Source organism: Aliiroseovarius crassostreae (assembly GCF_049803815.1).
Classification (GTDB): Bacteria; Pseudomonadota; Alphaproteobacteria; order Rhodobacterales; family Rhodobacteraceae; genus Aliiroseovarius; species Aliiroseovarius crassostreae_A.
Window position 1 is genome coordinate 83,263 of the sequence record NZ_JBNAGI010000002.1, and the last position, 12,058, is coordinate 95,320.

12 protein-coding genes and 1 tRNA gene are annotated in these 12,058 nt (G+C 61.7%); 7 read left to right on the forward strand and 6 right to left on the reverse strand.

Going from position 1 to position 12,058, the window contains the following annotated elements:
• Nucleotides 1-15: 15 nt before the first annotated feature.
• From xth to ACP15V_RS06180, 4 genes are all read right to left on the reverse strand, one after another.
• Complete coding sequence (gene xth / locus ACP15V_RS06165; RefSeq protein WP_424942809.1) at nt 16-822, reverse strand: exodeoxyribonuclease III; 807 nt, start codon at nt 820-822, stop codon at nt 16-18.
• 98 nt (nt 823-920) lie between these two features.
• Nucleotides 921-2,096, reverse strand: a complete 1,176-nt coding sequence (locus ACP15V_RS06170; RefSeq protein ID WP_424942810.1) for an NAD(P)/FAD-dependent oxidoreductase — start codon at nt 2,094-2,096, stop codon at nt 921-923.
• Nucleotides 2,097-2,132: 36 nt separating this feature from the next.
• The gene (locus ACP15V_RS06175) at nt 2,133-2,663 is read right to left on the reverse strand and encodes a cytochrome b (protein WP_424942811.1); all 531 of its coding nucleotides are present in this window, start codon (nt 2,661-2,663) and stop codon (nt 2,133-2,135) included.
• 59 nt (nt 2,664-2,722) lie between these two features.
• Nucleotides 2,723-3,046: a HesB/IscA family protein gene (locus ACP15V_RS06180; protein ID WP_424943384.1), complete on the reverse strand. Its 324-nt coding sequence runs from the start codon at nt 3,044-3,046 to the stop codon at nt 2,723-2,725.
• A gap of 174 nt (nt 3,047-3,220) precedes the next feature.
• Between ACP15V_RS06180 and ACP15V_RS06185 the strand changes: the two genes are divergently transcribed.
• The 7 genes from ACP15V_RS06185 to ACP15V_RS06215 all read left to right on the forward strand — a co-directional run bounded on the left by ACP15V_RS06185 (nt 3,221) and on the right by ACP15V_RS06215 (nt 10,553).
• Nucleotides 3,221-4,360 (forward strand): deoxyguanosinetriphosphate triphosphohydrolase, encoded by a 1,140-nt coding sequence (locus ACP15V_RS06185; protein ID WP_424942812.1) that lies wholly within the window; start codon nt 3,221-3,223, stop codon nt 4,358-4,360.
• A 256-nt stretch (nt 4,361-4,616) separates the two neighbouring features.
• Entirely contained in the window at nt 4,617-6,338 is a 1,722-nt protein-coding gene (gene argS, locus ACP15V_RS06190) for an arginine--tRNA ligase (protein WP_424942813.1), read from the forward strand.
• Between the two features lie 109 nt (nt 6,339-6,447).
• Nucleotides 6,448-7,725 (forward strand): SPOR domain-containing protein, encoded by a 1,278-nt coding sequence (locus ACP15V_RS06195; protein WP_424942814.1) that lies wholly within the window; start codon nt 6,448-6,450, stop codon nt 7,723-7,725.
• A 34-nt stretch (nt 7,726-7,759) separates the two neighbouring features.
• Entirely contained in the window at nt 7,760-8,773 is a 1,014-nt protein-coding gene (locus ACP15V_RS06200; protein ID WP_424942815.1) for a glycoside hydrolase family 3 N-terminal domain-containing protein, read from the forward strand.
• A gap of 8 nt (nt 8,774-8,781) precedes the next feature.
• Nucleotides 8,782-9,567 (forward strand): segregation and condensation protein A, encoded by a 786-nt coding sequence (locus ACP15V_RS06205; RefSeq protein WP_424942816.1) that lies wholly within the window; start codon nt 8,782-8,784, stop codon nt 9,565-9,567.
• Nucleotides 9,567-10,223 (forward strand): SMC-Scp complex subunit ScpB, encoded by a 657-nt coding sequence (scpB, locus tag ACP15V_RS06210; protein ID WP_424942817.1) that lies wholly within the window; start codon nt 9,567-9,569, stop codon nt 10,221-10,223. Before ACP15V_RS06205 ends, scpB begins: the two co-directional genes overlap by 1 nt.
• A gap of 105 nt (nt 10,224-10,328) precedes the next feature.
• Nucleotides 10,329-10,553: a hypothetical protein gene (locus ACP15V_RS06215; RefSeq protein WP_424942818.1), complete on the forward strand. Its 225-nt coding sequence runs from the start codon at nt 10,329-10,331 to the stop codon at nt 10,551-10,553.
• 141 nt (nt 10,554-10,694) lie between these two features.
• Here ACP15V_RS06215 and ACP15V_RS06220 read toward each other — a convergent pair whose 3' ends face one another.
• On the reverse strand, nt 10,695-11,783 hold the full coding sequence (locus tag ACP15V_RS06220) for a 2'-deoxycytidine 5'-triphosphate deaminase (protein WP_424942819.1): 1,089 nt from the start codon (nt 11,781-11,783) through the stop codon (nt 10,695-10,697).
• A 118-nt stretch (nt 11,784-11,901) separates the two neighbouring features.
• Nucleotides 11,902-11,978 (reverse strand) — tRNA-Pro (locus ACP15V_RS06225).
• Nucleotides 11,979-12,058: the final 80 nt, after the last annotated feature.

Below are 12,058 nucleotides of genomic sequence, written 5' to 3' on the forward strand. Positions count from 1 at the left end.
ATTTGCCTTACTCACTTAAGCGGCCAGTTCAATCCAGATCGGCACGTGGTCCGAGGGCTTTTCACGTCCGCGCACCTCTTTGTCGATCTGGCAATCTTTCAGCATGTCGGCGCATTCGGGCGACAGCAGGAAATGGTCGATGCGGATCCCGTCATTGCGCTGCCAGGCCCCGCGTTGGAAATCCCAAAACGTATATTGCTCGGGGGCCGGGTTGCGGGTGCGGAACGCCTCCGTCAGACCTAGGTTCAGGAGTTTTCGAAAGGCGTTGCGGCTGTCGGGCAACGCAAGCGCATCCTTGACCCACGCCTCGGGGCGGGCGGCGTCTTCGGCCTGTGGAATGATATTGTAATCACCCGCCATCAGAAAGGGCTCTTCGGCCTCCATCAGCTCTTCGGCGCGGGCCTGCAACCGCGCCATCCAACCGAGCTTATAGCCGTATTTGCCATCATGGATTGGCGCACCATTCGCGTCAAATTCCACCGGGTTGCCATTGGGCAGGTACAGGCCGCAGATCCGCACGGCGCGTTCATTCACCACGGTCGCCTCGATATAGCGTGCTTGCTCGTCGCTGTCGTCACCGGGCAGGCCACACATCACATCTTCCAGCGGATGTTTTGAGAGGATCGCCACGCCGTTAAAGCTTTTTTGCCCGTGGGCAGCGACGTTATATCCCATGTTTTCAAAATGTTCGGTGGGGAAGTTCTCATCCACGGATTTCACTTCCTGCAAGATCGCCACATCGGGCTTGGCCTCTTCCAACCAGGCGGTCAGCGCGGGCATCCGGGCCTTGATCCCGGCGATGTTGAAGCTTGCGATTTTCATTCTGTGATCCCCTGTTCGTGCGCGCCCAATGTGGGCGGAAATGCGCGGGGGTACAAGGGATTAAGCGGGGAATTGGACGGGTGGCCGAAACTGGCTGATCAGTGCCCGTGCGCGGCGGCAATTGCGCTGCCCGCTGCATGGGCCGAGGCCCAGGCCCATTGAAAATTGAACCCGCCCAACCAGCCAGTCACATCCACGCATTCGCCGATGAAGTATAGCCCCGGCTGGTGTTTCGACATCATGGTTTTGCTGTCGAGGCCCGAGGTGGCGACACCGCCCAGCGTGACCTCGGCGGTGCGATACCCTTCGCTGCCGGACGGGGTGACCGTCCACTGGGCGAGCGCGTCACAGATTTCGCGCAGGCGGGTGTCGGATTGATCGGCAAGATTGCCCGACAGGCCCAGTTCGGGCGCGAGGAAATCGACCAGTTTGCCGGGCAGTAGGCGGCCCAGTTCCGTGGTCAGGTTGCGCCGCCCTTCGATCTGGCGCTGATCGCGCAGGGCGGTGAACAGGTCGTGCCCGCCGGTCAGGTCGATCTGCACGCTTTCCCCTTCGCGCCAGTACGACGAGATTTGCAGGATCGCCGGGCCAGACAGGCCGCGATGGGTGAACAAAAGTGCTTCTTCGAAACTGGCGCGGTCGTTCCAGACCCGCACGGGCAGCGACAGGCCGGTCAGGGCGGCAAAGCGCCCGTCGGGGAAGGTGAAGGGCACAAGGCCCGGGCGCGTTTCCACGATCTCATGCCCGAACTGGCGGGCGATGTCATAGGCAAAGCCGGTCGCGCCCATTTTCGGGATCGACTTGCCGCCGGTGGCCATCACAAGGGACGTGCCCGTGACCGTGCCCTGATCGGTTTGCAGGGTGAACCCGTCTGGTCCGTGGGCCACCGCGTGCACGCCACACCCAAGCCGGATCTCGGCCCCGGCGGCCCTTGCGTCAGACACCAGAAGATCCACGATTTGCGTGGCCTTGTCGTCGCAAAAGAGCTGCCCCAGCGTTTTTTCATGCCAGGCTATGCCCGCGCGATCCATCTTGGCGATCCAATCCCATTGCGTGTACCGCGACAGGGCAGATTTGTGGAAATGCTTGTTTTCGCCAAGGAAATTTGCCGGTTCGCAATACATGTTGGTAAAGTTGCAGCGCCCGCCGCCCGAAATGCGGATCTTTTCGCCCGGGCGTTTCGCGTGATCCAGCAGCAGGGTGCGCCCGCCGGTGTGGGCGGCACAAAAGAGCCCCGCAGCGCCTGCGCCAATGATGATCGTGTCGTATCGCATGCTCGCCCCATACAGGGTTTGCGCGGGGGAGTTAAGTCAGGATTTAGGGCGAAAGAGGCTCATGGAACGCATCACCCCGTCGCGCAACAGGACGCGGTGCATCAGGGCCGCGCCGATGTGCAGCACCAAAAGCGCCATCATCAGCTTGGTCCCCAGCATGTGCCAAAACCGGATTGCCTCAAAGGTGGCGGGATCCGGGGTGGAAATGGAGAAAAGCCCAAAGGGCGTGACCGGAAGGTCATGCGCACGGGCGGTCAGGATGCCGGTGATCGGCAGAAGGATCAAAAGCGCATAAAGTCCCAGCTGCACCGCGCGAGAGGCCGTTTTCTGCCAAGGGGCTATGTCATGATCCGGACGCCCGGCGCGGCCCGTGGCCCGCAGACCCACCCGCAAGACCAGCAGCCCGACCAGCATCACCCCGAGCGAGGAATGCCCCATCAGGGAAAACACCCGCTCGTCCCTCGGCATCTCGCCCGCAAACTTCTGACCGAAGGCGAGCATGGTCAGCACGATCAGCGCCATCGCCCAATGGATCAGGCGAAAGGGCAGGGTATAGCGGTGTGTCATGGCGGATCTCCTTCTTGCCCATCAAGGCGGGCGTGAAGGGATCGGTCAAGGGGAAGCGTTCAGATCGAGAAGGACGTGCCGCAGCCACAGGACGCGGTGGCGTTTGGATTGTTGATCACAAACCGCGCGCCGATCAGTTCCTCGGTGAAATCAATCTCGGCATTGGCGAGGAAGGGCAGGGACATCTCATCCACCACCACTTTTTCGCCAGCGCCTTCCAGCACCAGATCGCCATCGGCCGGGTCATCCAAAGAAATATCGTACTGAAAGCCGGAACATCCGCCGCCTTCCACGGCCACACGCAGGGCCTTGCCCTGATCGGACGCACCGATTTCGGCAAGCCGGTCAAAGGCGCGTTGGGTCACTTTCGGGGGTAGGGTCAATTCCATCGGGACAACCATCATATCTGTTCAGCGCAGATCGAATATAAGGGGCGTGCCGCGGCGCGACAAGGCGTGGCGGTCTTGACCCGGGTAACTATTTGCAATTGAGTGGCTTTTGATATGGCATCCGGTGACTGGACGCCCGGCCCGTCAGCACAGGCAAAGGGGGCACAGATGCTCGCCACATATGCAACCCACCCGGAACGCACCCGCGGGCGGCTGTTTGAGGAAGGCGAAAGCGCGTTTCGCGAGCCCTTTCAGCGGGATCGGGACCGGATCATCCATTCCTCGGCCTTTCGGCGCCTGAAGCACAAGACGCAAGTGTTCGTGGAACATGAAGGCGATTATTTCCGCACCCGCCTGACCCATTCAATCGAAGTGGCGCAGGTGGCGCGGACCATTGCGGGCGCGCTGGGGCTCAATCAACACCTGACCGAGGCCGTGGCACTGGCGCATGATCTGGGCCATACGCCCTTCGGCCACACCGGCGAGGATCGGCTGGACGAGCTGATGGCCCCGCATGGCGGCTTTGATCACAACGCGCAGGCGTTGAAAATCGTGACCTCGCTGGAGCGCCATTACGCCAAATGGGACGGGCTGAACCTGACCTGGGAAACGCTGGAAGGCATTGCCAAACACAACGGCCCGGTGACTGGCGACCTGCCCTTCGCGCTGGCGGAGTACAATGCGCGCCATGATCTGGAGCTCAATACCCATGCCGGGGCCGAGGCGCAGGTGGCAGCACTTGCCGATGATATCGCCTATAACAATCACGACCTGCATGACGGGCTGCGCGCCGGGCTTTTTACCATGGACGAGATTGCCGAACTGCCGATTGTCGGCGAGATGATCGCCAAGGTGGATCAGACCTATCCCGGGCTGGATGCTGCGCGCCAGCGGCATGAGGCGCTGCGGCGGGTCTTCGGCGTGATGGTAGAGGATGTGCTGGTGACCTCGAAACGTTTGCTGCAAGAGGCCAACCCCGCTTGCGTCGAAGAGGTGCGGGCGCTGGATCACGCGGTCATCCGCTTTTCCGATCACCTCTGGGCCGACCTGAAACAGATCCGCAAGTTTCTCTTTACCCGCATGTACCGCGCGCCATCGGTGGTTGCGATGCGCAAGCGGGTGACCAAAGTGCTGGAGGAGCTCTTTGCCCATATGCTCGCCCACCCGTCCGACCTGCCGGAAGCGTGGCAAGAGGCGTTGACCAGCGCCGATCAGACCGCCATCGCGCGCCATGTGGCCGATTACATCGCGGGTATGACCGACCGGTTTGCGCTGCAGGAACACAAGCGGTTGGGGCTGGGCGGGTAGGGGCGCTGCCCCTCGCGAGACAAGCTCGCTCACCCCGGGATATTGGAAGACCAAAGATGATGTGGACCTGCCATCTTTGGTCAGGAAAAATCCTGGGGTGAAAGCCGAAGGCTTGAGGGGCAAAGCCCCTGACGTGTTGACCTGGCGTGTTCAGGTGTCGTCGGAGTTCAGCGGTTGCGTCACATCCGCGGCGGCGCTCTCTTGACCTTTGCCCCTAGGCTGATAGAGGTGCGCGGGAAGAAAAAGGATCCGTAACATGAACCTGTTTGCCGAAATTCGCGCGCTTGTGATCAAGAGCCTTGATGAGATGGTGGCCGAGGGCGCGCTGCCTGAGGGGCTGAGCTTTGACAATGTGGCGGTGGAACCCCCGCGCGACCCGGCCCATGGCGACATGGCGACCAATGCCGCGATGGTTCTGGCGAAACCGGCGAAGATGAAGCCGCGCGACATTGCTGAGGTCTTGGCGGGCAAGCTGGCGGCAGATGATCGGATTGACGTGGCCGAAGTGGCGGGCCCCGGGTTTTTGAACCTGCGCCTGTCCGGTGCGATCTGGGGCGGGCTTGTCTCGGGCATTCTGGCGGGCGAGGGCTATGGCCGGTCCAGCATGGGCGCGGATCAGAAGATCAACGTGGAATATGTGTCCGCGAACCCAACCGGTCCGCTTCATGTGGGTCACACCCGCGGGGCCGTGTTTGGCGACGCGCTGGCGAGCCTTTTGGAATATGCCGGTTATGACGTGACGCGCGAATATTACATCAACGATGGCGGTGCGCAGGTCGATGTGCTGGCGCGCTCGGTCTATCTGCGCTACCTCGAAGCGCACGGGCAGGACGTGGCGTTTGAGGATGGCACCTATCCGGGGGATTACCTTGTGCCGGTGGGCGAGGCGCTGAAGGCCAAGGTGGGTGACGCTTATGTGGGCCAGCCCGAAGAGGTCTGGCTGGTCGAGATCCGCGAATTTGCCACCGAAGCGATGATGGAGTTGATCCGCGAGGATCTGGCCCAGCTTGGTGTGAAGATGGACAAGTTCTTCTCGGAGAAATCCCTTTACGGCACCGGCCGCATTGAGGGCGCGCTGAACAGTCTGGAAAGCAAGGGCTTGATTTATCAAGGCGTGCTCGAGCCGCCCAAGGGCAAAAAGCCCGAGGATTGGGAGCCGCGCGAGCAGACCCTGTTCAAATCGACCGAGCATGGGGATGACGTGGACCGCCCGGTGAAGAAATCCGACGGGGCCTGGACCTATTTCGCGCCTGACATCGCCTATCACTATGACAAGGTGGAACGTGGCTTTGACCAGCTGATCGACGTCTTCGGCGCTGATCACGGCGGCTATGTGAAACGGATGAAGGCGGCGGTGTCGGCGCTCTCGGACGGGAAGGTGCCGCTGGATGTGAAGCTGACCCAGCTGGTGAAGCTTTATAAAAACGGCGAGCCGTTCAAAATGTCGAAACGGGCGGGCAATTTTGTCACCCTGCGCGATGTGGTGAACGAGGTGGGCGCGGATGTGACCCGTTTTGTGATGCTCACCCGCAAGAACGATGCGCCGCTGGATTTCGACTTTGACAAGGTCAAGGAAGCCAGCCGCGACAACCCGGTCTGGTATGTGCAATATGCCCACGCGCGGATCTGTTCGGTGTTGAAGAAAGCCGCCGAGGCGGGTGTGCCGCTGGACGGAAAGCCGCTCATTGAAGACGAGGCAGAGCTGTCGGTGGCCAAGAAACTGGCCGAATGGCCGCGCTTGGTCGAGATTGCGGCACGCACCCATGAACCGCATCGGATTGCCTTTTATCTCTATGAATTGGCAGCGGAATTCCAGTCGCTCTACAATCGGGGCAACGAAAAGCCCGAGTTGCGGTTTGTGCAGGATGGCAAGAATGACTCATCTGCACAGAAAATTGCCCTGCCGCGTGCCGTGAAGCTTGTCATTTCGTCCGGTCTCGGTATTTTGGGGGTCAATCCGGCCGAGGAAATGCGCTGATCACAAGCTCAGCTCGTGCCGGAACCGGGGCGAAAACGCCCCTTTCGAGGCAACGAGCAGAGACCGGGCGAGGGCATGATCAACATGCCCCACCGGATGTGAGGCAGGTATGGCAGATATGGATTGGGGCAACACACGTGCCCCCATGCACCCCGGGCAACAGCCGCATTTTGCGGGACAGATGGGGCAGGGTGCAGCACCGCAAGGCCAGTATGGTCAGGTTCCTCCACACGGATATGATCCTTCCCATGCGGCAATGCACGGTGGGCATCAGCCGCAGCCGATGATGGCGCCGCCTGCACAATATCCCGCCCCGGATCATGCCCAGATGCATGCTCAGGCTCAGTATCCTGCACAGCCACACACCGCTGCAACCTATGCCCCAACAGCAGGTGGGGGCGGTGGCGCCCTTCCGCCCGCCGCCTCTGATGGCGCGCGTTTTGCGCCCCTGGTGAACTACGCGGGCGCTGCGGTGTCGCTGGCGCTGGTTGTTGGGCTTGGCGTCTGGGGCTATCAGCTTGCCATGCGCGATGTGACCGGCATTCCTGTCGTACGGGCGTTGGAAGGCCCGATGCGGGTGCAGCCCGCAGAGCCGGGCGGACTGGCCGCGGCCCATCAGGGGCTGGCGGTGAACTCGGTTCAGGCGTCAGGTGAGGCAAGCGCGCCCTCTGATCGAGTGGCTCTGGCACCGGCCCCGGAAAACCTGGATGAGGAAGACCTTCCCGCCAATCCATCGGCGGTCGCTGACGTGGCCCCACAGGCTGACGCGCCGCAGTTGGAACCGATCGAAGTGGCTGCTCCGGCGCCGGCTGAAACGATCGATATGGAAAACCTGCCTGTTGATCCGGTGGCCGCAGCCCTGGCCATTGCCGAACACATCAGCCGCGATGTGCAGCCTTTGACAGATGGCAGCAGCAGCGAAGAGGTGACGCGCACCGCGGCGCAAAGCCCGGTCAGCCTGCCGAAACCCGCTGCAAGCTCTGGCCCCAAGGTGATCCCGGCGTCGGTTCCCGGGGTTAGCAAATCGCTGCGCCCCACCGCGCGCCCCGCTGACCTGAAGACCGTTGTGCCGACAAACGCCGTCGCTACCCCCGTCGTGCCCAGCACGCAGGAAAGCGCCCCTGACGCCATCCCCGCCGGCACCCGCCTGGTGCAGCTTGGCGCCTTTGACAGTGCCGAAGTGGCCCGCGCCGAATGGGACAAGCTTTCAACCCGGTTCGAAGATTACCTGCCGGGCAAGACCCGCGTCGTGCAAAAGGCGCAATCTGGCGGCAAGACCTTTTACCGCCTGCGCGCCATGGGCTTTAAAGACCTTGCCGATGCACGTCGTTTCTGTTCAGCTTTGATGGCCGGTAAAGCGGCTTGTATTCCGGTGGTGACCCGCTAGGGGACCGTCGGAACACCAAAGCGGAGGAGCGACCATGCAAGCGCAGGGCGCATATATATTTGGCTGTGCCGGGCTGACCCTGACCCAGACCGAACGCGATTTCTTTGAAAAGTCCCAACCCTGGGGCTTTATCCTTTTTGCCCGAAATGTGGACACGCCCGATCAATTGCGCGCGCTGACCGCCGATCTGCGCGGGGCGGTCGGCCGAAATGTGCCGATCTTTATCGATCAGGAAGGCGGGCGCGTCGCGCGGATGATCGCCCCGCACTGGCGCGAATGGTTGCCCGCGCTTGATCAGGCGCAGTTGAACAAACGCGATGCCACGCGGGCGATGTTTCTGCGCTATCGCCTGATCGCGGATGAGCTTCTGTCGGTGGGCATCGATGGCAATTGCGCGCCCGTTGTGGATCTGGCCTTTGCAGACACCCACCCGGTCCTGCGCAATCGCTGTCTGGGCGAGGATGTGGTGCATGTGGTCGAACGCGCCCTGGCCGTGGCGCAGGGGCTGATCGAAGGGGGCGTGCTGCCGGTGGTGAAACACCTGCCGGGCCATGGCCGCGCCACGATGGACAGCCATGTGGACCTGCCGCATGTGTCCACAAAGGCGCGCGAGCTGCACAATTCCGACTTCCTGGCCTTTGAGGGGGTGTCGACGCTGCCCTTGGGCATGACCGCCCATATCGTGTTTGACGACATCGACCCCGACCATCCGGCCACGCAGTCCGAAGCGATGATCAATCTGATCCGGGACGAGATCGGGTTTGGCGGGCTCTTGATGACCGACGATCTGTCGATGCAGGCGCTGGAAGGCCCGCTGACCCTGCGCGCGCGGCGGTCTTTGGCGGCTGGCTGTGACCTCATTTTGCATTGCAATGGCAATCTCGAAGATATGCGCGAGGTGGCTGATGCCTCCGGCCCCCTCTCGGAAATTGCCGCCATTCGCGCTGAAAACGCGCTGACATGGCGCAAACCCCCTGTTCCTGTTGACATCGACGCGCTTGAAGCCGAGTTTCAAAGCCTGATGACAGGTGAAGCGACAGAAAGCTGAACGCATATATGGCGGAGCAGGACGAGTTTGCAGAAGACGTGATGTCGGTGACCGACCGCCTGGCGGCGGAGGCGCTGATTGTGGATGTCGAGGGGTATGAAGGCCCGCTTGACCTGCTTCTGACGCTCTCGCGCACGCAAAAGGTGGATCTGCGGCAGATCTCGATCCTCGATCTGGCGGAACAATATCTGGGCTTTGTGGAAAAGGCGCGGCATCTGCGCATCGAACTGGCGGCCGATTATCTGGTGATGGCGGCCTGGCTGGCCTTCCTGAAATCGCGCCTGTTGTTGCCCCCGGACCCGACCGAAGAGGGCCCGTCTGGTGAAGAGCTGGCCGCCCATCTGGCGTTCCAGCTGGAACGTCTTCAGGCGATGCGTGACGCGGCGGCGAAGCTGATGGCGCGTGACCAGCTGGGCCGCGATTTCTTTGCCCGTGGCGTGCCCGAAGACGTGACCCGCATCCGCACCGTCACCTACACCGCCACGCTTCTGGATCTGATGCAGGGCTATGCGCGCATCCGCACCAAAGATGAATTTCGCCCCTTCGTGATGGACCGCGAAAGCCTGATGACGATGGAACAGGCGCTCGAGAGGATGCGCGATCTGGTGGGCTATGCGGGGGATTGGACCGATCTGAGTTCCTATTTGCCGGAAGGGTGGGTGCTGGATGGGAAACGCCGCAGGTCGGCCACCGCGGCCAATTTCGCCGCCTCTCTGGAACTGGCCAAACGGGGGATGATCGACATCCGCCAACCGGATACGTTTGCGCCGATTGAAATTCGCAGGAAATCGTGATGGATGATCAAGTGACTGAAGGGCCAGAAGAAAGCCTGTTCGAAGCGCCCCCCATGGGGGAACAGGAACGCATGGTCGAGGCGATCCTCTTTGCCTCAAGCGAACCGGTCAGCGTGGCGGAACTGGAAAGCCGGATGCCGCATGGCTGTGACGCGGGCGAGGCGCTGGTGCATCTGGTGAAGCGGTACGATGGGCGTGGCGTGCATCTGGTCAAAGTGGGCGATGCCTGGGCCATGCGCACGGCGCCGGATCTGGGCTATTTGATGCAGAAAGAAACGGTTGAGACGCGCAAACTCTCGCGCGCGGCGATCGAAACATTGGCGATCATTGCCTATCACCAGCCGGTCACCCGGGCCGAGATCGAAGAAATCCGCGGCGTGTCGGTGTCGCGCGGCACCATTGACCAGCTGATCGAAATGGAATGGATCCGCTTTGGCCGCCGCCGCATGACCCCGGGCCGCCCGGTGACCTTTGTGGTCACGCCGCATTTCCTCGATCACTTCGGGTTGGAAAGCGCGCGTGACCTGCCGGGGCTGAAAGAGCTGCGCGCCGCTGGCCTTCTGGAAAGCCGCCCGCCACCGGGCATGATGCCCGGCCCGGACAGTGACGAGGAAGAAGAGGCCACCACCGGGCAGTCCGAACTTTTTGAAGATTGACCACCTGACGGCGGGTTTCTGAGGTGATCTGCAAACCGGTCGTGAAATCGCCGCATTTTCAGGCTATACTGCCGTGCGAGCAGAAGTGAGAGATCCGCGATGAATATGAACAGCATTATCAATATGATCCTGCGCCGGGTGATTGGGCAACTGATCAATAAAGGTGTGGATGCGGGCATCGACATGGCCGCCAAGCGTGGTCGCAAAGGGGATGCGGATCAGGACCCGACTGCAGAAATGACACCGGAAGAGCGCAAACGCGCGCAAAAAGCCAAGCAAATGGCCCGCAAAGCGCGGCAAGGTGCACGGGCCACACGTCGGCTGTTTTGATCAGGCTCACCCCAGCCAAGCTGACCCCAGCCAAGCTTAAAATAACCCGGCTCAAACCCCGTGTCTTTTTCTTGCTGAAAACACCTCGGGGTGAGGCTGAAAGCCGAGGGGCAGCGCCCCTTGCCCGCTCCATTCCGGGCGTTACGCCTTGAAATGTTTGGACAGTTTCAACCCCTGGCCCTGATAATTCGACTTGATGTCGACCCCGTAAAGCGCCTCGGGTGTTTGCGACATCCGTTCATAAACCAACCGGCCAACCACTTGCCCGTGCTCCAAGACGAACGGCGCCTCGTGGCAGCGCACTTCCAAAACGCCGCGTGACCCGGATCCGCCCGCCGCATCAAAGCCGAAGCCAGGGTCGAAAAAGCCCGCGTAATGCACCCGGAACTCGCCGACCATGGCAAGATACGGTGCCATTTCGGCGGCGCAGTGCGGCGGGATGGCAATCGCTTCGCGGCTGACCAGGATGTAGAACGCGCCGGGATCCAGAATGATCTGCCCCTTGGTGGTGCGCACCTCTTCCCAGTATTCGGCCGGGTCATAATGGCCGAGCTTCGACAGATCGACGACACCGGAATGGCGTTTGGCGCGATAGCCGACAAGATCGCCATCACGCGGTTTCAGATCGACAGAAAACCCAAGCCCGTCCGAGATCACCGGGGTGCCCGACACAATCGGGGTCTCTTCGTGTACCGCGCGCAGCTCTTCATCCGACAGGAAGGTGCGGCCCTGACGGAAAATGATCTGGGTCAGCAGCTGGCCGGGTTGCGCGACAACCGAAAAGCTTTGCGGGCAGATCTCGGCGTAAAGCGGGCCTTCATATCCCTCAGGCACGCGATCAAACTCGATCCCCTGATCGGTGATCACCCGGGTCATCATATCCAGCCGCCCGATCGAGGATTTCGCACTGGCCGCCCCGGTCATACCTTGGGGCAGGCGCAGCTGTTCCATCAACGGCACCACATAAACGCAGCCTTTTTCCAGCACGGCCCCGCCGGTCAGCGGGATCTGATGCATGGTCAGATCATCAAGCCGTTCGGCCACCGTGCGGCCCTGGCCGGGCAGGAACGACGCCCGCACACGATAGGCGCGGTCGCCCAGGCGCAAATCAAGGCTGGCGGGCTGGATCTGGTCATTCAGGATCGGCGAGGCGGCGGCAATGGCGCCATCGGTGATCATCTGCCGGATCTGTGCATCGGCCAGAACCCCCGGTGTCATCTCTGCAGGCATCACATTCCTCCCATATCCACGTGACCCCCCGGATACAAAAACGCCCACCCCAGAAAGGGGCGGGCCGTTTTCGTGCCCCACACCCAAACCCGATCCGGGCGGCTGGGGCGGGGTGTTTTGGTCGGGCTAGCAGGACTCGAACCTGCGACCTTCCGTCCCCCAGACGGACGCGCTACCAGGCTGCGCCATAGCCCGACTGAGGCCCTTTCATAGTGATTTTCGCGGGCGGGGCAAGCCGGAAAACGCAGGAAAGTCATCCAATCGCCACTTCTTTT

Bases quoted from the DNA above. Each gene is read 5' to 3' on its own strand.
- ACP15V_RS06205 (WP_424942816.1), top strand. From the start codon at position 8,782: ATGGCGGAGCAGGACGAGTTTGCAGAAGACGTGATGTCGGTGACCGAC.
- ACP15V_RS06185 (WP_424942812.1), top strand. From the start codon at position 3,221: ATGCTCGCCACATATGCAACCCACCCGGAACGCACCCGCGGGCGGCTG.
- ACP15V_RS06170 (WP_424942810.1), bottom strand. From the start codon at position 2,096: ATGCGATACGACACGATCATCATTGGCGCAGGCGCTGCGGGGCTCTTT.
- xth (WP_424942809.1), bottom strand. From the start codon at position 822: ATGAAAATCGCAAGCTTCAACATCGCCGGGATCAAGGCCCGGATGCCC.
- argS (WP_424942813.1), top strand. From the start codon at position 4,617: ATGAACCTGTTTGCCGAAATTCGCGCGCTTGTGATCAAGAGCCTTGAT.
- ACP15V_RS06215 (WP_424942818.1), top strand. From the start codon at position 10,329: ATGAACAGCATTATCAATATGATCCTGCGCCGGGTGATTGGGCAACTG.
- ACP15V_RS06175 (WP_424942811.1), bottom strand. From the start codon at position 2,663: ATGACACACCGCTATACCCTGCCCTTTCGCCTGATCCATTGGGCGATG.
- ACP15V_RS06195 (WP_424942814.1), top strand. From the start codon at position 6,448: ATGGCAGATATGGATTGGGGCAACACACGTGCCCCCATGCACCCCGGG.
- ACP15V_RS06220 (WP_424942819.1), bottom strand. From the start codon at position 11,783: ATGCCTGCAGAGATGACACCGGGGGTTCTGGCCGATGCACAGATCCGG.
- scpB (WP_424942817.1), top strand. From the start codon at position 9,567: ATGGATGATCAAGTGACTGAAGGGCCAGAAGAAAGCCTGTTCGAAGCG.
- ACP15V_RS06200 (WP_424942815.1), top strand. From the start codon at position 7,760: ATGCAAGCGCAGGGCGCATATATATTTGGCTGTGCCGGGCTGACCCTG.